The 20,559-nt window shown below is 34.7% G+C and carries 21 protein-coding genes; 7 read left to right on the top strand and 14 right to left on the bottom strand.

Features of this window, described 5'->3' with window-relative positions:
* Positions 1–33 precede the first annotated feature (33 nt).
* Positions 34–741 (bottom strand): UMP kinase, encoded by a 708-nt coding sequence (gene pyrH / locus QLS97_RS03540; protein ID WP_131914855.1) that lies wholly within the window; start codon positions 739–741, stop codon positions 34–36.
* Positions 742–808: 67 nt separating this feature from the next.
* Entirely contained in the window at positions 809–1,588 is a 780-nt protein-coding gene (locus tag QLS97_RS03545; RefSeq protein WP_282714281.1) for a patatin-like phospholipase family protein, read from the bottom strand.
* Between the two features lie 105 nt (positions 1,589–1,693).
* Between QLS97_RS03545 and QLS97_RS03550 the strand changes: the two genes are divergently transcribed.
* Complete coding sequence (locus tag QLS97_RS03550; RefSeq protein ID WP_282714282.1) at positions 1,694–2,299, top strand: thioredoxin family protein; 606 nt, start codon at positions 1,694–1,696, stop codon at positions 2,297–2,299.
* A gap of 476 nt (positions 2,300–2,775) precedes the next feature.
* Here QLS97_RS03550 and truB read toward each other — a convergent pair whose 3' ends face one another.
* The 4 genes from truB to QLS97_RS03570 form a co-directional block, all read right to left on the bottom strand.
* Positions 2,776–3,477, bottom strand: coding sequence for a tRNA pseudouridine(55) synthase TruB (gene truB / locus QLS97_RS03555; protein ID WP_282714283.1), 702 nt, complete (start codon positions 3,475–3,477; stop codon positions 2,776–2,778).
* Positions 3,478–3,483: 6 nt separating this feature from the next.
* The gene (locus tag QLS97_RS03560; RefSeq protein ID WP_282714284.1) at positions 3,484–4,305 is read right to left on the bottom strand and encodes an undecaprenyl-diphosphate phosphatase; all 822 of its coding nucleotides are present in this window, start codon (positions 4,303–4,305) and stop codon (positions 3,484–3,486) included.
* The gene (locus QLS97_RS03565) at positions 4,306–4,548 is read right to left on the bottom strand and encodes a DUF3098 domain-containing protein (RefSeq protein WP_282714285.1); all 243 of its coding nucleotides are present in this window, start codon (positions 4,546–4,548) and stop codon (positions 4,306–4,308) included.
* A 72-nt stretch (positions 4,549–4,620) separates the two neighbouring features.
* Positions 4,621–5,496, bottom strand: coding sequence for a cell division protein FtsX (locus tag QLS97_RS03570; protein WP_282714286.1), 876 nt, complete (start codon positions 5,494–5,496; stop codon positions 4,621–4,623).
* Positions 5,497–5,719: 223 nt separating this feature from the next.
* Between QLS97_RS03570 and QLS97_RS03575 the strand changes: the two genes are divergently transcribed.
* Positions 5,720–8,695: a leucine--tRNA ligase gene (locus QLS97_RS03575; protein WP_282714287.1), complete on the top strand. Its 2,976-nt coding sequence runs from the start codon at positions 5,720–5,722 to the stop codon at positions 8,693–8,695.
* Between the two features lie 234 nt (positions 8,696–8,929).
* The gene (locus QLS97_RS03580; protein WP_282714288.1) at positions 8,930–9,619 is read left to right on the top strand and encodes a zinc metallopeptidase; all 690 of its coding nucleotides are present in this window, start codon (positions 8,930–8,932) and stop codon (positions 9,617–9,619) included.
* A 119-nt stretch (positions 9,620–9,738) separates the two neighbouring features.
* Here QLS97_RS03580 and QLS97_RS03585 read toward each other — a convergent pair whose 3' ends face one another.
* The 3 genes from QLS97_RS03585 to QLS97_RS03595 form a co-directional block, all read right to left on the bottom strand.
* Complete coding sequence (locus tag QLS97_RS03585; RefSeq protein WP_073352582.1) at positions 9,739–10,209, bottom strand: Lrp/AsnC ligand binding domain-containing protein; 471 nt, start codon at positions 10,207–10,209, stop codon at positions 9,739–9,741.
* Positions 10,210–10,376: 167 nt separating this feature from the next.
* Positions 10,377–11,126 (bottom strand): uroporphyrinogen-III synthase, encoded by a 750-nt coding sequence (locus tag QLS97_RS03590; RefSeq protein ID WP_099714209.1) that lies wholly within the window; start codon positions 11,124–11,126, stop codon positions 10,377–10,379.
* A 12-nt stretch (positions 11,127–11,138) separates the two neighbouring features.
* Positions 11,139–11,810, bottom strand: coding sequence for a DUF4271 domain-containing protein (locus QLS97_RS03595; protein ID WP_282714289.1), 672 nt, complete (start codon positions 11,808–11,810; stop codon positions 11,139–11,141).
* 104 nt (positions 11,811–11,914) lie between these two features.
* Between QLS97_RS03595 and QLS97_RS03600 the strand changes: the two genes are divergently transcribed.
* The 3 genes from QLS97_RS03600 to QLS97_RS03610 are packed head-to-tail and all read left to right on the top strand — an operon-like array spanning position 11,915 to position 14,423.
* Positions 11,915–12,640, top strand: coding sequence for a polyprenol monophosphomannose synthase (locus tag QLS97_RS03600; RefSeq protein ID WP_282715535.1), 726 nt, complete (start codon positions 11,915–11,917; stop codon positions 12,638–12,640).
* Between the two features lie 12 nt (positions 12,641–12,652).
* The gene (locus QLS97_RS03605; RefSeq protein ID WP_282714290.1) at positions 12,653–13,993 is read left to right on the top strand and encodes a dihydroorotase; all 1,341 of its coding nucleotides are present in this window, start codon (positions 12,653–12,655) and stop codon (positions 13,991–13,993) included.
* 10 nt (positions 13,994–14,003) lie between these two features.
* Positions 14,004–14,423 (top strand): DUF4296 domain-containing protein, encoded by a 420-nt coding sequence (locus QLS97_RS03610; RefSeq protein ID WP_282714291.1) that lies wholly within the window; start codon positions 14,004–14,006, stop codon positions 14,421–14,423.
* 9 nt (positions 14,424–14,432) lie between these two features.
* Here the strand turns inward: QLS97_RS03610 and QLS97_RS03615 are convergent, their stop codons facing one another.
* Positions 14,433–15,422: an NAD-dependent epimerase/dehydratase family protein gene (locus QLS97_RS03615; RefSeq protein ID WP_282714292.1), complete on the bottom strand. Its 990-nt coding sequence runs from the start codon at positions 15,420–15,422 to the stop codon at positions 14,433–14,435.
* A 127-nt stretch (positions 15,423–15,549) separates the two neighbouring features.
* Between QLS97_RS03615 and tyrS the strand changes: the two genes are divergently transcribed.
* A complete protein-coding gene (tyrS, locus tag QLS97_RS03620) occupies positions 15,550–16,842 on the top strand; it encodes a tyrosine--tRNA ligase (protein ID WP_282714293.1) in 1,293 nt (430 codons plus the stop codon).
* A gap of 54 nt (positions 16,843–16,896) precedes the next feature.
* On the opposite strand, the gene QLS97_RS03625 is transcribed toward tyrS, so the two are convergent.
* The 4 genes from QLS97_RS03625 to QLS97_RS03640 all read right to left on the bottom strand — a co-directional run bounded on the left by QLS97_RS03625 (position 16,897) and on the right by QLS97_RS03640 (position 20,392).
* Positions 16,897–17,520 (bottom strand): hypothetical protein, encoded by a 624-nt coding sequence (locus QLS97_RS03625; RefSeq protein WP_282714294.1) that lies wholly within the window; start codon positions 17,518–17,520, stop codon positions 16,897–16,899.
* A gap of 87 nt (positions 17,521–17,607) precedes the next feature.
* Positions 17,608–18,588 carry a LuxE/PaaK family acyltransferase gene (locus tag QLS97_RS03630; RefSeq protein ID WP_282715537.1) on the bottom strand — a complete coding sequence of 327 codons (981 nt, stop codon included), beginning with the start codon at positions 18,586–18,588 and terminating at the stop codon, positions 17,608–17,610.
* Between the two features lie 148 nt (positions 18,589–18,736).
* Positions 18,737–19,075 (bottom strand): T9SS type A sorting domain-containing protein, encoded by a 339-nt coding sequence (locus tag QLS97_RS03635; protein WP_131914872.1) that lies wholly within the window; start codon positions 19,073–19,075, stop codon positions 18,737–18,739.
* Between the two features lie 105 nt (positions 19,076–19,180).
* On the bottom strand, positions 19,181–20,392 hold the full coding sequence (locus QLS97_RS03640; protein ID WP_282714295.1) for a hypothetical protein: 1,212 nt from the start codon (positions 20,390–20,392) through the stop codon (positions 19,181–19,183).
* Between the last annotated feature and the right edge of the window lie 167 nt (positions 20,393–20,559).

A 20,559-nucleotide genomic window follows, 5' to 3' on the forward strand; every position in this document is an offset into this window, starting at 1 on the left:
CAATCTAAAAGTCTAACAATCTAATTTGTCTATTTATATATTTACTACGGTTCCTATGTTTTCTCCATCGCAGATTTTCAATAAGTTTCCTACTTTGTTCATGTCGAAAACTACGATTGGTAATTTATTTTCTTGGCTTAGTGTAAATGCAGTGGTGTCCATTACATTCAATCCTTTTTTAAGGACATCTTCAAAAGAGATATGGTCAAATTTTACGGCAGAAGCATTTTTTTCCGGATCACAATCATAGATACCATCAACACGGGTTCCTTTCAGGATTACATCGGCATTGATTTCTACACCACGTAAAACGGCTGCAGTATCTGTTGTAAAATACGGGTTTCCAGTTCCTGCACCAAAAATTACAATTCTTCCTTTTTCAAGGTGGCGTACTGCTCTTCTCTTAATATACGGTTCAGCAATCGCTTCAATTTTTAGGGCAGTTTGTAAGCGGGTAAGCATTCCTTTATCTTCCAGCGCGCCTTGTAAAGCCATTCCGTTGATAATTGTAGCCAGCATTCCCATATAATCACCTTGCACTCTGTCCATTCCTGCGCTCGCTCCGGCAACTCCTCTAAAAATATTTCCACCACCTATTACAATGGCTATTTCTACTCCTTTTTCATGAATTTGCTTGATCTCATCGGCATATTCAGCTAATCTTTTTGGGTCAATTCCGTATTGCAAGTCGCCCATTAAAGCTTCTCCACTTAGTTTTAGAAGAATTCTTTTGTATTTCATGTGTGTGTTGAGTTGATTGGTGCAAATATAGAATATTCTTTTTTTTTAAAATAATGTTGCTGAAATTTTATAAATTAAGTTTTTCGTACGCTTTTTTGGCGGCTTCATAGCCAATGTTGAAAACGGCATCCATCTTCACTTTGTTAGTTTCAAAGGTACTGTAAAGACACAAATCCTTTGGTTCAATAACCCAATCACAAATGTTAAATTTATGCAGATTTGAATTTGCCGAAAGGATATCAAATGCTCGCGTGGTTACTGCTTTGATAGAACTTAAATCTTTGGCTTCAATTTTTTGAATAGGACTCACATAAACACCTATTAGTGTGTCACATTGTCCTTGTAAGATATCAGTGGGAAAATGATTCAATATCCCGCCGTCACTATATATTTTTCCTTTAATTTCATAAGGGGACAAGATTCCGGGAAATGCCGAGGAAGCTAAAATAGCATCGATAATTGTTGTTTGTGGGTCAAATATTTTTAGTTTTCCACGAACCATATCGGTTGCTGTAATTTGAATCGGGATTTTTAAATCACCTAATGTAGCATCCTTGAAAATAGTGTAAAAATAAGGTTTGAAGGATTCAGAATCAATTAATCCGGCTTTTTTGAACGTTAAATGCTTCCAATGAAAAAGATATATCGATTTAAAGAATTCCAAAATTTCTTCGGGAGTTTTTCCCCAGGCATACATGGCGCCAACAATTGAACCAGCGCTTGTTCCTGCCATTTGAGATGGGCGAATGTTTTTTTCTTCTAAAAACTTAATCACACCAGCATGAGCGATACCTTTAGAGCCTCCGCCGGAAAGTACTAATCCTATCGATTTTGTTTTTAAATCCATCTTTTTTATTTGTGATAAAATTACTCTTTTTGTGGAATTGAAAGTGACATATATCATATTTATGCTCCAATTTTGTGGTAACTTTGTGAAAATAAATAATTCATTATGAAAATCCCAGTAGCTAAAGCATTGTTTAATAGTCATTCCTATTCTGAGTATAGAAAACTAGTTTCAGATTTATTACTGGAAGGAAAGTCAACCGGGAATGAACAATCTGATGATTTAAAACATTACAGTGAGTTGAATGAAACTAGAATGAATCGTTTGGATAAAACGATAAAAATTACCGATGAAAATAGTCTGAAATTAAAGAACTTAAATAATGAATACATTTGGTTAGTTATTTCCGAAGGTTGGTGTGGTGATGCTGCTCAACTCTTGCCAGTTATCAATAAAATGGCGATTGATGCCGGTAAAATAGAATTGAGAATTGTTCTGCGTGATGAAAATGACGAATTGATGAAACTGTTTTTAACCAATAAAAAGAAATCAATTCCAGTGGTGATTGTTGTAGATAAAGAAACGGGAAGTGTTCTTGGAAAATGGGGCCCAAGACCCAAAGGAGCAACCGATTTAATTACGGATTATAAAAAGGAATTTGGAGTTATTGACGAAATAGTAAAAACCAATTTGCAATTATGGTATTTGCATGATAAAGGAATCAGTACCCAAAATGAGTTGGTTAACTTGATGCTTGATTTGCAACAATAGAATTTTAAAAACGGGCAACTTTCATAACTTTTAGTGTTTCATAATTGCCAAAAATACTTCAGTATTGAGCAAAAAATCATTGTTTTGGTATGAATTTTTTAATGTAAAAGACACCTGAAGTTCTATGTTTGTTGAGGTAAAATAATTAAGTTTATTTTTTTGTTAATTTTTTTGCGTATCGAAAAAAAATTCGTAAATTGGTGACTGCCAACCAGGTCTATTGTTAATTTACTTTTTTTATTGGTGTTTAAATATTGTTTCACAACTTAAAAAACATCATCATGAAAAATCGATTTGAAAAGTTTTATGATTATTTGTCACATTTACTATTTGGAGGTAAAAAAGCAACTAATTATTAAACAATCGGCGCGAGCCTAGTAGACAAATAGAGTATGGATTAAAACTACTTTAACTTTAGAAAAAACACATCGCAAATTCAATTTAATATTGGATTTGTCATGTGTTTTTGCTTTTGGTTACAATCCTTCGGTAAGACTTTCTTCGAATAAAGTAACATCCATTGCATCAGCCACGTTATAATCGCCAATTTTTGTTCTGCGTAAAACGGTTAAATGGGAACCGGAATTCATGGCTTTTCCAAAATCAAAAGCCAGCGAACGAATGTAAGTTCCTTTACTGCAAACAACTCTGAAATCTATTTCCGGGAGTGCGATTCGAGTAATTTCAAATTCGTGTATCGTTGTTTTTCTACTCGCAATTTCAATTGTTTCTCCAGCGCGTGCATGTTCGTATAAGCGAACACCATCTTTTTTTATGGCCGAGAAAATGGGTGGTTTTTGATCTATTTCCCCTAAAAACTGCTTTACGGTTTCGTGAATTAAAGCTGCGTCAATATGTTCTGTTGGGAAAGTCTGGTCTATTTCAGTTTCTAAATCATACGAAGGCGTTGTGGCTCCAATATAGAACGTTCCGGTATATTCTTTGGCTTGACCTTGAAGTTCGGTAATTCTTTTGGTGAATTTTCCCGTACAAACTAATAATAATCCAGTTGCTAAGGGGTCTAAAGTTCCGGCATGACCAATCTTAAATTTTTTCGGAAGATTAGCTTTACTGATTAAAGCCCATTTCATTTTATTTACCGCCTGAAAAGAAGTCCAATTCAAGGGTTTGTCAATGAGTAAAATTTGTCCGTTTTGGAAATCTTCGGCTGTTTTCAATGGGAATTATTTTAAGTATGAAAAGTAGATCAATAAAAAAACGCCTACTATTATTCGGTACCATCCCCAAGGTTTGAAACCGTATTTTTTGATGATTTCAATGAAGAATTTAATAGCGATAATGGCAACGATAAAAGCAACAACATTTCCTATCAAGAACAATTGTATGTTTTCGTTTGATTTTAAAATCAATTCGTAGCCTTTCATTTGTGACGTTTCGTAGGTTTTCAAGAATACGGAGTAACATGTTACCGCCATCATCGTTGGAACCGCTAAAAAGAAAGAGAATTCCGCTGCAGCGTGACGCGTTAATCCTTGTTGCATACCGCCAATTATGGAAGCGGCAGAACGACTTGTTCCAGGCATCATTGCTAAACATTGCCAAAAACCGATGGTTACTGCTTTCTTAATGGTGATGTCTTCTTCTTGAAGAACCGTTGGACTTTGAAAACGACTGTCAATAAATAATAAAATGATTCCACCTAGAATTAACACAATGGCAATAGGAATAGGGTCTCCCAGCACTGCTTCAATCTTGTCGTCGAATAATTTCCCTAAAACCAAAGCCGGTATTACGGCGCAAATAAGTTTAATGTAAAAGTTGATGGCAACACTTTTTGAAGAGAAATCAAAAAATTTCTTCCAATACAAAGCGACAACAGCCAGAATGGCTCCAAATTGTATGGAAACCTGAAATAGTTTTACAAAATCATCCTCTTGAATTCCAAAATAAGAACTTAGAAAAACCATGTGAGCTGTTGAAGAAACAGGAAGATATTCAGTTAATCCTTCGATAACAGCAATTAAAAATGCTTGTAATGTATTCATTTATGCTTTTTTGGGATTCTTAAGAATGGCATAAACGGTAATTCCAAACCCGATTAAAACGGTAGTCGGCGCCAATCGAATTCTTCTGAAATTAAAGATATCTTCATTGAAAACATTTGGGTCATCACTTCCTCCGCCAGCCATTAGAATAAATCCTAAGGCAATTATTCCAATCCCAAGTAATAGAATTTTATAATTTATTTTGTCAAAAAGAAATTCCGGTTGCTGTTCGTTATTTTTCATTTTATGGTGTTGATTTAAAAAGCTGAATGGTGAAAATTCGAATAAACAAATAACCAAATCAACAAATAAACATTAGTATAAATCGTCCGTTCTTAAATTCAAGAAGCGTTGTGTTGCAAAATATGTGCTTAACCAGGTAATCAATATTCCAATACCTAAAACGGTCAATAATACCATTCCAATTAAAGCTTTGTCATCAAGTATTCCAAGATTTGGAAAATTAGTTTGAACATAAATCAAAACGCCAATTAATGCAATAATGGCAAGTCCTGCGCCAATCATTCCCAATTTTATACTTCGCATCACAAATGGTTTTCTGATAAAGGCTTTGGTTGCCCCTACCATTTGCATGGTTTTAATGATGAATCGGTTGGAATGTATCGATAAACGCAATGAACTGTTAATCAGTAATACGGCAATCACGGCCAAGAATCCGCTAATTACAAGAATCCACATACTTACTTTTTTGATGTTGTCATTTACTAGATTCACTAATTGCTTGTCATACACAATATCTGAAACCATAGCGTTTTTGCGCAAGCGGGTTTCTATTTTTGCAATACTGTCTTTGATTACATAATCGGCTTTCAGATGAATATCGTAAGAGTTTTGCAATGGATTTTCGCCAAGAAATTCCATAAAATCTTCTCCAATAATATCTGTATGTTGTTTTGCGGCAGCTTCTTTAGTTACATAATCGTATGATTTTGCAAAGCGGCTCGATTTTAATTCAGTTCCAAAAGCTTTCAGAATACTGTCATTCGCTTCGTTCTTGAAAAAAACGGTCATGGCAATATTTTCTTTGAAATCGTCAGCTAATTTTTTAGAATTTATAATAAAAAGACCCAATACACCCAATAAAAATAAAACCAAGAATACACTTAGCACTACTGAAAAATAAGAGGAAATTAATCTGCGTTTTTGAAATTTATCAAAGGAAGAACTCATAGTTTACTGAAATTATTGGGTAAAAATAATAAAGAATTTCTTTATTTAAAGTTAATAACGCTCAAAGTTTCAACTTTCGTACAATAAACGTAAATTTGGCACCTGAAAATAGTCATCGCAATAAAACTTAGAACCTTAGTTACTCAGTTACTCAGAACCTTAAAAAAATGACTTGAGTATGCGATAGCATGAATCCATAAAAAAGAACAATTAAGAAAGTAGAATGAAGTACAATCCGAACGAAATAGAGGCCAAATGGCAGAAATATTGGTTAGAAAACGAAACGTTTAAAGCCGAAAACAACTCAGAAAAACCTAAATATTACGTACTTGATATGTTTCCTTATCCATCTGGAGCGGGATTACACGTAGGACACCCTCTGGGATATATCGCTTCTGATGTGTATTCAAGATACAAAAGACACCAAGGTTTTAATGTGTTGCACCCAATGGGCTATGACAGTTTTGGATTGCCTGCGGAACAATACGCCATTCAAACGGGGCAACGTCCTGAGGATACGACTTCGGTAAATATTGACGGTGGAACAGATAAAGAAGGAAATAAAATTGCGGGATACAGAAAGCAATTGGATAAAATTGGGTTTTCATTCGATTGGAGTAGAGAAGTACGTACTTCAAATCCGGATTATTACAAACATACACAGTGGATTTTTATCCAATTATTTAATTCTTGGTACAATAAAAACAGCGATAAAGCAGAAGATATTTCGACTTTGGTTTCCATTTTTTCAACGGAAGGAAATGCAAATGTCAATGCGGTTTGCGATGAAAATATTGAAGCTTTTTCAGCAAATGAATGGAACGCTTTCGCAAAAGAACAGCAGGAGAGAATTTTGCTGCAATACAGATTGACTTATTTAGCCGAGACCGAAGTGAACTGGTGTCCGGGATTAGGAACGGTTTTAGCGAATGACGAAATCGTAAATGGTGTTTCAGAACGTGGCGGTTTTACGGTTGTTCGTAAAAAAATGACGCAATGGAGTATGCGAATTTCGGCTTATGCAGAACGTTTGTTACAAGGATTAAACGATATTGATTGGAGCGAAAGCATCAAAGAAAGCCAAAGAAACTGGATTGGAAAATCCGTTGGAGCGACTGTTTCTTTCAAAGTCGAAAGTCAAAAGTCAAACGCCGAAAGTGAGCAACAATATATAGATGTTTTTACTACAAGACCTGATACTATTTTTGGAGTTACGTTCATGACATTGGCTCCGGAACATGAATTGGTTTCGCAAATTACTACTACTGAACAAAAAGCGGAAGTGGAAGCCTATATAGAAAAAACTTCAAAACGTTCCGAAAGAGAACGTATGGCTGATGTAAAAACCATTTCGGGAGTATTTACGGGAGGATATGCAGAACATCCGTTTACGAAAGAACCAATTCCGGTTTGGATTGGGGATTATGTTTTGGCTGGTTACGGAACAGGCGCGGTTATGGCAGTTCCTTGTGGCGACGAAAGAGATTATGCTTTTGCGAATTTCTTCAAAGGTAAACAAGGTATGTCGGACATTAAAAATATTTTTGATAAAGATATATCTGAAGCTGCTTTTGGAGCCAAAGAAGGTTTTCAATTGGTAGATTCTGATTTTCTAAATGGATTAGATTACAAAAAAGGAACTCAAAAAGTAATTGCCGAGTTAGAAAAAATAAACCAAGGAAAAGGAAAAATAAATTACCGTTTGCGTGATGCCGTTTTCTCTCGCCAACGCTATTGGGGAGAACCCTTTCCGGTATATTATGTGAATGGCTTGCCGCAAATGATTGATGCACAACATTTACCAATAATCCTTCCGGAAGTAGAGAAATATTTACCAACCGAAGACGGTTTGCCTCCTTTAGGAAATGCTTTGGTTTGGGCTTGGAATACCGAAACAAATTCAGTAGTTAATACTGATTTAGTCGACAATAAGACGATTTTTCCATTAGAATTAAACACGATGCCAGGTTGGGCGGGAAGTTCATGGTATTGGATGCGTTATATGGATGCACACAACGAAAACGAATTTGCCAGCAAAGACGCATTGGCATATTGGGAAAGTGTGGATTTATACATTGGCGGAAGCGAACACGCAACCGGGCATTTATTGTATTCCCGTTTTTGGAACAAATTCTTAAAAGACAAAGGTTTTGCACCGACAGAAGAACCGTTCAAAAAACTGATTAATCAGGGAATGATTTTAGGAATGAGTGCGTTTGTTTATAGAGTTTTAGGAACTATGGGTATTCCTCCTATTTTTATTACTTCAAGTTTATATAAAAGCAATAATTTAGATTTTGTTTATTCTGAATTAACTAAGATTCATCAACAATTTAATATTGATGGATTTAACGAACGGTTTACAATTGGATTTTCGCCAATTCACGTTGATGTTTCAATAGTAAATTCATCAGATGAATTAGATTTGGAAAAATTTACAAAGTCTAGAGATGAGTATAAAAATGCCATTTTTATAAATGATGAAAACGGGAAATACATAGTAGGTCGTGAGATCGAAAAAATGTCGAAATCCAAATACAATGTGGTAACGCCAGATGATATTTGTAATGAATACGGAGCCGATACGTTGCGTTTGTATGAAATGTTTTTAGGGCCATTGGAACAAGCGAAACCTTGGAACACGGCAGGAATTTCGGGCGTTTTTGGATTCTTGAAAAAACTGTGTCGTTTGTATTTTGATGACAATGGTTTGATTGTTACCAATGACGCACCAACCAAAGACAACTTAAAATCATTACACAAAACCATCAAAAAAGTAGCGGAAGATATTGAAGGTTTCTCTTTCAATACGTCGGTTTCGCAATTTATGATTTGTGTGAATGAATTGTCAACACAAAACTGTCATTCACGTGCAATCTTGGAACCATTAGCGATTGTGATTTCGCCTTATGCGCCACACATCGCTGAAGAATTATGGTCGTTGTTAGGAAATACAGGTTCTATTGCAACGGTTGATTTTCCAATATTCGAACCAGCACATTTGGTAGAAAGCAGCAAAGAATATCCAGTTTCTTTCAACGGGAAAATGCGTTTCACGATGGTTTTACCTTTGGATTTAACCAAGGAACAAATCGAGGAAATTGTAATGAAAGACGAAAGAACCATCAAACAATTAGAAGGGAAAACGCCAAACAAGGTGATTATTGTTCCTGGAAAAATTATCAATTTGGTGGGGTAAATACAAAACGTCATATTGTAGAGACGCACTGCAGTGCGTCTCTACAATCACAATAATATCAATCCAAATTCTATTTTTAGAATTTGGATTTTTTAATTATTAATAAATATAAATCCGCATAAACCCGTTTCATCCGCGTTCCATTTTTTCAATGCCAAATTGACACAATAAAAAATTGGTTCAGATTTTGATGATTCTTTTATAACTTTAACAATACAATTAAAAAACAAAAATATGGGAATGGGTTATTTGATTCTTGCCGGAGCAATTATGCTTTTCAGCTGGTTAGTTAGTTCAAGACTAAAAAGCAAATTTGAACATTATTCTAAATTACAATTACAAAACGGAATGTCAGGCGCAGAAATCGCCGAAAAAATGCTTGCTGATAACGGAATTCGCGATGTGAGAGTTATCTCTACGCCGGGACGTTTGACGGATCATTACAATCCAGTAGATAAAACCGTGAATTTAAGTGAGGCGGTTTACAACCAACGAAATGCGGCTGCGGCTGCTGTTGCTGCGCACGAATGTGGTCACGCCGTACAACATGCTGTAGGATATCAATGGCTGACGATGCGTTCTAAATTAGTGCCTGTGGTGAATGTGGCGTCAACGTACATGCAATGGATTTTGCTTGCCGGAATCTTAATGATGAAAACTTTCCCACAATTGCTATTGGTAGGAATTATCATTTTTGCAGCAACAACTTTATTTTCGATTGTTACTTTGCCAGTCGAATATGACGCGAGTAATCGTGCATTGACTTGGTTAGAAAACAAAAGAATGCTGACGCAACAAGAACAAGCGGGAGCGAAAGATTCGCTTAAATGGGCTGCTAGGACGTATGTCGTGGCTGCTTTAGGATCTATTGCAACGCTGTTGTATTACGTTTCGATTTATATGGGGGGAAGTAGGAGAGATTAGATGATTAGATTTTTAGAAAACTAAATCTTTAGAGAATTATATAAAAAACCGTCTTGTTATCTTAACGAGACGGTTTTCTTGTTTTAAAAATCTAATTATCCAATTGTCTAAAAATCTGACTAAAGTTGAATCTGTCTATCGATTTGTTGGTCTAAGGAAATGAAGGTTTCTGTTCTGGAAACACCTTCTATCGCTTGGATTTTGGTGTTGAGGAGCTGCATTAAATGTTCGTTATCCCTACAGATAATTTTGATAAGAATCGACCAGTTTCCTGTGGTATAATGGCATTCCAATACTTCAGGAATTTTCTTTAAATCACGTACCGCTTCAGGATTTCGGGCGGCTTTGTCCAGATAAATTCCAACAAAAGCCATCGTATTGTAACCCAGAATTTTATTGTTTACTGTGAATTTTGAACCCGAAATAACACCGGATTGCTCCAGCTTTCGCAAACGTTGATGAATTGCCGCTCCTGAAATTCCTATTTTATTGGCGATTTGAAGAATTGGTTTTCGGGCATCTTCCATCAGGTCGCGTAAAATTTCTTTGTCGATACCGTCAATTTCTACTATTAGGGAATTGATTTTCATGAGTTATTGTTTTAAACTAAAATATGAAATTTAGTTTGAATTGAAAATCAAATTTAAGTAAAAAACGATTAGTGTAAAGAATAAGTCGCCTTTTTTATAATTTACGTCATAAAAAAAACCATTCGGATTGCGAACGGCTTTTTGATTTTATTTTGAAAAGTAATTTTTTATTTTCCTTTATTAGCTTCAATAATGTATTTTTCCAAAGCCATTGTCATGGAAGGTGTTGCTGGTGTTGGCGCAAGAATATCCACTCTTAAGCCATGATCCAACGCTTCTTTTTGAGTAGTGCTCCCAAAAACTGCAATTCGAGTATTGTTTTGCTCGAAGTCTGGGAAGTTCATAAACAATGATTTTATTCCGGTTGGGCTAAAGAAAGCCAAAACATCATAATATACATCGGCTAAATCTGATAAATCACTCATTACGGTTCTGTAAAAAACGGCTGGTGTCCAATCTACTTTTAGTGCGTTTAGCGTTATTGGCGCATCGGCATTCAATTGATCTGAAGCTGGTAATAAGAATTTTTCGTCTTTGTATTTTTTTATCAGTGGAGATAAATCAGCAAAATCTTTTGGTCCAACGTAGATTTTACGTTTTCTATACACAACGTATTTTTGCAGGTAAAAAGCAATAGCTTCTGATTGGCAGAAATATTTTAATCCTTCTGGAACTTTATAACGCATTTCATCAGCCACTCTAAAAAAATGATCTACGGCATTTTTACTCGTTAAAATAATTGCGGTGTAATGATTAAGATCGATTTTTTGAAGTCTAATCTCTTTTGCATTAACTCCTTCTACATGAATAAAAGGTCTGAAATCAATTTTTACTTTATGCTTTTGTTGAAGTTCAAAGTAAGGGGAATTCTCCACTTTAGGCTCAGGCTGTGACACCAAAATTGTTTTCACTTTCATATTTAACGGTTTCTAAGCACTCCCTTTTGTAAACCAATAATACATAAAATAATAGGGTGCTATTTCAAGAGCGCAAAGATATAAAATAAAATAAAACAACTTACCGAATATTATATTTTGATAATTTTTTATTGAAATCAAATAAGTTAATATGTTTATTATCAATACTGTAGCAATAATTAGTAATGGAATATTTCTTGAAAACGAGTCGTAATAAAACAAAATAATATTCAATGGCAGTATGATTAGTCCAATATAGGTTCTGTAAGTCACCTTTTGGAGGTTAAACTGCTCCATAAATTCTTCAATATTGAAGGATGTGGCTATTATTTTCTCAATCAAATATTTAGATAAAATAAAGAAAGCTAGGAAGGTAAATATTTGAATATAAAGGATCCAATCTGTCTTTGAGGCATGGCCAAAATAACTTAACGAAATTTGGATGAAGAAAGCAATTGAAATCACTTGGACAAAAAACAAGGAGATGGTGAAACCGCTTTTTAAGTGGCTGCTGTCTCTGTAAACTTTGTTGTATTTATTAGAAAAAATTAAATTGGCGAAATCACCAAATCTATTTTCGAAAACAGATTTTGTAACAGCAATAATAGCAAATGACAGAACAAAAAGCACGGTTGCCCAGTCTTTGCTGTCAGTTATTCTTGGATGAAGTATATTTTCGATCATAACACTGCAAAATTACTAATTTTTATATCATTCTTTTTATTATAATTTTATTAAGGATGAAATGGCATAAAAAGTTTACTTTTGCGGTGAAATTAGTCAAAAATATGAATGATTGTATTGTTATAATTCCTACCTATAACGAAATTGAAAATATAGAAAGCATTATTCGATCGGTGTTTTCGCAACATAAATCTTTTCATGTTCTTATTATTGATGATAATTCACCGGATCACACAGCTGATAAGGTCGTTTTACTTCAATCAGAATTTGGAGGGAGATTATTTTTGGAAAAAAGAGAAAAAAAATCGGGTCTGGGAACGGCTTATGTTCATGGATTTAGATGGGCATTAGCGCATAAATATGATTTCATTTTTGAAATGGATGCTGATTTCTCCCATAATCCAAATGATTTAGAGAAATTATACAATGCGTGTCATTTTGGTGATGCCGATTTAGCGATTGGTTCACGTTATGTTACGGGAGTAAATGTGGTAAACTGGCCGTTGAGTCGTGTATTGATGTCTTATTTTGCATCGGTTTATGTACGAATGATTACCGGAATGAAAATTCATGATGCCACAGCGGGTTTCGTTTGTTACAAAAGGCAAGTGCTCGAAGAGATTAATTTAGATAAAATAAAATTTGTTGGATATGCTTTTCAAATTGAAATGAAATACAGAACGTACTGTAAAAAATTTCAAATTACGGAGGTTCCCATCATTTTTACCGATAGAACAAAAGGGCAATCCAAAATGAGTAATTCGATAATTATTGAAGCTGTTTTTGGAGTTATTGCACTTAGATTAAAAAGATTAGTCAACACCTTATAAGAAAAAGACAGGATGAACAGGGTTTTAATTAAGAATGCCAAAATAGTAAATGAAGGAGTGATTTTTGAGGGCGATGTATTAATTGAAAATGACTTAATTGTTGAGATTTCAGAAAGTATTAGTGCAAAATCCTCTCAATGTAAAATCATTGATGCCGAAGGAAATTATTTGATTCCGGGTGCAATTGATGATCAAGTGCATTTTAGAGAACCAGGGCTGACACACAAAGGAGACATCGAATCAGAATCTAGAGCGGCGGTTGCAGGAGGAATTACTTCTTATATTGAGCAGCCTAACACGGTTCCTAATGCGGTTACCCAAGAAATATTAGAACAAAAATACGAGTTGGCTGCCCAAAAATCGTACGCGAATTATTCTTTTATGATGGGCGCAACCAACGATAATTTGGAAGAAGTTCTAAAGACAAATCCAAAGAATGTTGCCGGAATAAAAATATTCTTAGGTTCCTCAACAGGGAATATGTTGGTGGATAATGAAGCGACTTTAGAGAAAATATTTTCCAGTACACCCATGCTTATTGCGGTGCATTGTGAAGATGAAGCCACTATCAAAAATAATTTAGAGAAATACAAAGCAGAGTTTGGAGAGGATGTTCCCGTTACGGTTCATCACCTTATCCGAAGCGAGGAAGCGTGTTATATTTCGTCTTCCAAAGCGGTTGCATTGGCTAAGAAAACAGGGGCTCGCTTGCATATTTTTCATCTTTCGACGGCCAAAGAAATGGATTTGTTTACGAACAAAATTCCTTTGGAAGACAAGAAAATCACTGCCGAAGTTTGTGTGCATCATTTGTGGTTTACCAATGATGATTATGCTACCAAAGGCAATTTGATAAAATGGAATCCAGCCGTAAAAACGGCTAATGACAGAAAAGTGCTTTGGGAAGCCTTGCTGGATGATAGAATTGATGTGATTGCTACGGATCACGCACCTCATACATTAGAAGAAAAAAAACAATCGTATTTGAATGCGCCTTCCGGTGGACCATTAGTGCAACATGCTGTTGTGGCTATGTTTGAAGCGTATCATCAAGGAAAAATAAGCATTGAAAAAATTGTGGAGAAAATGTGCCACAATCCGGCTAAAATCTTCAAAATAGAAAAGCGTGGTTTTATCAAAGAAGGCTATTATGCGGATTTAGTAATTGTAAATTCAGGTTTGCCTTGGAGCGTAAAAAAAGAAAATATTTTAGCTAAATGTGGTTGGTCTCCATTTGAAGGTTTTACTTTTAAATCTAGAATTACCCATACTTTTGTCAACGGACAATTGGTGTATACTGCTTTTAAAGTAAAAGACATTCGTGCAGGAAAACGTTTATTATTCGAAAGATAAAATTTCATAAATGAAAAAAATCATAGCACTTTTAACGATCATAACACTGTTTGTAAGCTGTAAAGAAGAAGTGGTGAATAAGCCGGAACGACTTATAGAGAAAGACGTTATGGTAGATATTATGTATGATTTATCTATTTTGGAAGCCATAAGAAATCAAAATCCGGCTTCCTTGGACACTTTTAAAATAAATTCCAGAGATTATATTTTTAAAAAATATAAAATTGACAGTGTTCAATTTGCTAAAAGTAATGTCTACTACGCATCTGATTATAATGAATACAAGAGCATGTTTGAGCAAATCAACAAGCGATTACAAGCAAATACAAAGAGTGTAGATTCTTTGATCAAATTGAAAAAAAAGAAAAAAATTATTAAAAAAGGGGAAAAACAAGCTGTAATTAGCAGAGATACCACAAAATTAAACTAAGAAAAGAACTCACAGGTTGGAGATTTCTTTTATGTATTGGTGTACATTTATAAAATCTGTTTTCAAGGTGTCTTTAATCTTTTGGTTCGAATATATACTATTCGCATACGAAGCTTTAGCAGTCGTTTGAGTCAATTTTCTCTTCTGTTGTGAAATATTCGAAACAAACCAATCCAATCTCCAAAGCATTTCCATAAAAAAGGGTTTTGCATGAATTTCAGGTTTTTTAACACCCAATGCATCGGCCATAGTATTCAGAATGTCACGAAAAACACTATTTTCTGCAATCAAGGTAAAGCGTTCATTGTTAATTTCGCTTTGCATTAATTGATGCGCCATTCGAACAACATCAGTAACGGCAACAAATCCCGTTGAGCCCAGCGTATAAAATTTTAATCCGTTTTTTACTTTCGTAAAAAGTTGTCCACTTCCTTGTTCTCTAAAACCGGGTCCAAGAATAACGCCTGGATTTACAATTATCACATTTAAACCTTCTTGTTGCCCACGCCAAATTTCCATTTCGGCGCCATATTTAGAAATAGCATAATCATTATGTGGCTTTTCTGGGTTCCATTCGGTTTCTTCCGTGATGAATTTTTCATGAGGTAGTAAATCTCCCAAAGTGGCAATGGAGCTTACAAAACACAGTTTTTTTATTTCATAGGCGATACAAAAATTCACAATATTCGCCGTTCCTTCAATGTTTGTTTTTCGCAATATATCCTCATCTTTTGGATCAAAAGAAATCAAAGCGGCGCAATGATACACGGTGTCAATATTTTGAAAGGCAATTTCTAAGGAAGGAACTTCGGTAATATCTGCGGGAATCCATTCAATTTGCTCGAACAACGATTCCTTTTTATACATGGAGAACAGCGATTTGGTTTTCTCCATTGAAGTGACACTTCGATAAATAGCACGAACTTTTTCTCCATTTTCAATTAAATGAAGCAATAGATGTGCGCCTACTAAACCCGTTCCTCCTGTGACTAAAATCATGCTACGAAAATACGAATAATTTTTTTCGAATAACCTATTAAACAAATAACCGAATCCACAATAAATTTTATCTTTGTGCACACGAAGCCTTAAAGGCTGAACTGATGAAAGTAAATTGATTAAAAAGATGAAGAATTTTATTGAAGAAGTAACTTGGAGAGGAATGCTCCACGATGTTATGCCCGGCACAGAAGAACATTTGATGGAACAAATGCGTGTGGCGTATGTGGGAATTGACCCAACTGCCGATTCATTGCATATAGGACATTTAGTTGGTGTGATGTTGTTGAAACATTTTCAACTATCGGGACACAAGCCGTTAGCGTTAGTGGGTGGTGCAACAGGAATGATTGGTGATCCGTCAGGTAAATCGAATGAAAGAAATTTATTGGACGAAGCTACTTTGCGTCATAATCAAGAAGCTATAAAAGGACAATTGGCTCGTTTTCTGGATTTTACTTCGGATGCGGCTAATGCGGCTGAATTAGTGAATAATTACGACTGGATGAAGAACTTTTCTTTTCTAGATTTCATTCGGGATATTGGAAAGCACATTACGGTAAATTATATGATGTCCAAAGATTCAGTGAAGAAACGTTTATCTTCTGAAGCTGCCGAAGGAATGTCATTCACGGAGTTCACGTACCAATTGGTTCAAGGATATGACTTTTTGCATTTGTACAGAGAAAAGAATTGTACGTTGCAAATGGGAGGAAGTGACCAGTGGGGAAATATCACCACAGGAACCGAATTAGTGCGCAGAATAGCCAGTGGAAAGGCGTATGCGTTGACTTGTCCGTTGATTACAAAAGCGGATGGAACCAAGTTTGGAAAATCAGAAGGTGGAAATATTTGGTTGGATTCGGTCAGAACTTCTCCTTATAAATTTTACCAATATTGGTTGAACACTTCGGATGTTGATGCGGAAAAATACATTAAGATTTTTACTTTTTTATCAAAAGAAGAAATCGAAGTTTTAACTGAAAAACATAGAGAAGCGCCACATTTACGTTTGTTGCAAAAACGTTTGGCCGAAGAAATTACGGTGATGGTACATTCAGCCGAAGATTTAGAAAATGCGATAAAAGCATCAAATATATTGTTCGGGAATTCTACTTCGGATGATTTGAAGCAATTAGATGAAGCGACTTTTTTAGATGTTTTTGATGGTGTTCCTCAAGCGGAAATCAGCAGAACCGAAATCGAAGCAGGAATTGATATCGTTACTGTTTTGAATGAAAAAACAGGTTTTATGAAATCCAATGGAGAAGCAAGACGCGCTTTAACAGCTAATTCTATTTCAGTGAATAAAGAAAAAGTTGCTGAGGATTTTGTGCTTTCAACAAAAGATTTAATCAATAATCAATTTGTATTGTTGCAAAGTGGAAAGAAAAATTATTTCGTGGTGAGAATTGTTTAACCGCAAAGTTCACAAAGATATTCGCAAAGTTCGCAAGGTTTCTTGCGGACTTTTTTATTCTTTAAAATTAATTTCCATTTTGTCGGATTGGATCCATCCTTTTATGATTGTTTTATCTTCTATTATTCTTTTAAAATCTTCAGATGATACTTTTTCTTTGAATTCTTCTTTCATTAAGTTAATACATAAATCAAAATAATGAGTTGCTTTTTCGTTTAAATAATATTCGATGTCAAAGTATTGAGAATATCTGTTTTTGTCCCAGTTCAAAGTAGCTGAAATTTTTTTAATTTCTTTAGGATTCAATTTGATAATACTGTTAAGTATGTTTTGAGTTATTTGCATTTTATTTTTTGTAATGTCATCATAAATATTGTTTTTAGAACCTTTTTTTGTTTGTGCTAATTTTAATTCTGAGTCTTTTATTATCTTATGAAGTTCTTCCTTAGCTGTTTTAGAATTAAAAATACTGACAGAATTAACGATTTCATCTCCTTGGTATAATCTGTAGGCTGGGTAATAAGACATTGAGCTCGTTGCGTTTGGTCTTATGGAGTTTGTGTTTAAAATAAATGATACGGGATTATTAGTAAGGTTTTCTATATGATAGAGAACTGTAAATTTTCTTTCAGTTGGATTTGAATCTATAAAAGTAATGGAGTCAATTTTTATTTCCAATTCAGTGTTCTGTGCAAAGCTGCAAATTGAAAAAAATAAAAAAATGAGAGGAATGATACGCATAGATTGGAAAGGTTAAATATTATTTTAAATAACCATGAGGTTACAACCTCGAATATCAGAATTATCAAAACGTCCCAATACCTCGAAAGAGTTGTTGGGATTTTTTTTGCCCAAATCTTGCGTGGCAATAAACGAACAAGAATTAATGTTGGCCAAATCAATCACGTTGATTCCACCTGTTTTTCCGTCTTGAATGTAGGTTAAAGCATCTTCGGTATCACGAACGAGGATTTGTATCCAAGAAGGGCATTCAAATACCCCGTTTCCTAATGAATAGGCTTGCGAAAGCAATTCGGTCATTCCATATTCAGAATGTATGGATGAAACGCCAAATCCTTTACACAATTGTTCGTGTAATTCTTCCCGAATCATTTCTTTGCGCTTGCCTTTCATGCCGCCCGTTTCCATGATAATGGTATGCTGCAATTGAAACTGATGTTTCTCGATCAAATCTAATAACGCAAAAGTAACACCAATCAGAATCACATTTTGACCTGCTTGGTCTAAAGCGATTAGTTTAGCAATCAGTTCGTCATGATTGTGCAGGTAAAACCCACTTTCGGGATGATTGGATAATGCAATTAAATCCTTAACCATGTAAATTAAGGAAGAGCCTTCTCTTTCAAGATAGGATGGAAGCAAGGCCAAAACAACATAATCTTCGATATTGCCATAAAATTCTGAAAATCCTTTGCGGTAACTTTCTTCATACAAGGTAACATCCGTAACCAAATGTTTACTGGTAATCATTCCGGTTGTTCCGCTGCTGGTAAAGGTTTCCTGAATGGGATTAGTGTTAGAAACCACTTCATGACTCTTAAAAAACTGAATAGGCAAAAACGGAATCTGTTGTAATGACTTTACTTTATGAGGATCAGTTTTTAAAAAACTGCAAAATTCTTGATAGACCAAGTTGTTTTCGTATTGGAAACGAAACACTTTCAAGGCGATTTTCTCAAACTGTTTTTGACTGGAAATAGCAAATATATCGGAGGATGTAATCAAGAATTTTTTTTGCAAAAGTAATCAAAATTTTTAAGGGAAACTCATTAGCAAAATAGCAATAGTGTGTTTTTTGGAATCCATTACATTAAAATTATGCATAAAAAAAGCCCCAATAGAAATTGGAACTTTGTATTTAAATGTTGATGTATTATCGTATAATTAGTTTTCTGGTCGCAGATGCCTCTTTTTCATTAATTTTTATGATGTAGACACCTGAAGTTAGATTAGAGACATTTAGTTCTCTAGAACTAAGCATTGTTTGAAGCACTTTTTTTCCTAAAACATCAAAGATAATAATTTCTTTATCCAAGTCGTTTTTCGAAGTAATGTAGACTTTGCCATTACTCACAGGGTTCGGGTACAAGCTTAAACCTTCAATTGCGGCGGTTTCTTGTGTTTTTGGTTGTTGCTTAGTTTCCTGAGCACTAGCGCTCATAGAGAATAGAAAAACCAATAAGATGGTAATATAAAAGTAGTTTTTTGCCATTGGATTAGTTTGAATAGTAAATATACAAAAAATAATTCAAAAAGCGTACCAAAAAAAAACATCCTGAAAACTCAGGATGTTTGATATAAATAAAAGCGATGTTTTTTATAAGTTTCCTAATAAATTAACGCCATCAACAATTGCCCATGCTCCAGGAGTCAATACTGCTCCAGATGCTGCTGCACTTGTTGTGAAATTTGCAGGTAAAAATGAAACTGTAAAAGCTGCACCAGCACCCCATTGAGCAGTATTAGTGTCTACAATTTTCACATTCAACATTTTTATCTTACCAGTAAGAACTTGATTAGTGTTTGTAGCAGCATCTTGTATTCTAACGGCAACGGCATTTACTGTTGTAGTTCCTGAAACTGCTGTATTTGTGTATCCTGAGATTACTACATTAGTATATTCTCCGTTTCCTTCTTTTTTGAATTGGATTGCATCTATTTCAAGTGGGTTACCAGCTTCAGTTGCTGTACCAGCAGCTCTTCTTAAAGTAATGTTAGATACTTTTGGGAAGAAAGTATTGTTTACACTTTTTGCTTCGATTTCCATTCCAAAATTTCCAGCTCCAGTTTGATAAGCATACCAGTTAGTATTTGCTTGACCTTGCCATCCATCTTGCCAGTCAAAAGAATCATCTGTGTTTCCGTAAGAAATAAGGTTTTTAGCGCTTACAGTTCCTCCGTAAAATTCAAAACCGTCATCAGCTCCTTTGTAAGCAACAAGGTTTTCTAACACTGTTCCAGAACCTACCGAGTAAAATGAGAAACCATTCATTTCAGAATTTCCGTCAAGGATTTTTTTACCTGCATATTCTACTCGTACATATTTCAAAGAACCACCATTATGAGCGGCATTTGTACCACCGTAAACAATATTTGTTCCGTCTTCAGAAGTTGCAGTTGTAATAGGAGTTCCGTCAGCAGTTTTTCCAGAAACGATAGGAGCATCACCAAACATGATTATACCTCCCCAAGAACCTGCAGTTTTAGATTTTTCAGTAAATACAACAGGTTCTGCTGCAGTTCCTGAAATATTTAATTTTCCGCCTTTTTCTACTAATAAAGCATCTGTACCGTCAGCTACATCAGCAGTAATTACTGAACCAGCTTCAAAAGTTAATGTAACATCGCTTTTTACTCTTACAGTACCTTTAATAGTATAAACACCTTTTGTATACGTTTTTGCAGCTGTGATATCTCCTGTGATTTCACCCGTTGCAGTTGGTGGAGTTGTTACTACATCGTCATCACTTGAAGTACAACTTGTAAAAACCAAGCTCAATAATGCAAGACTGAATACTAATTTTTTCATTTTTAATGATTTTAAAATTATAAATTTTTTTGTTAATTATTTATTTCAAAAGTACTTCCGAGCTTCTGAAATTTAGTTATGTAATTGTTATTAAAGTATTATATAACAATGAATTTGATGTAAAGTTTATGTTACTTATGTAAACAAAAAAAGAGCTATGACAGCTC

The organism is Flavobacterium yafengii (assembly GCF_030010375.1).
Lineage (GTDB): Bacteria > Bacteroidota > Bacteroidia > Flavobacteriales > Flavobacteriaceae > Flavobacterium > Flavobacterium yafengii.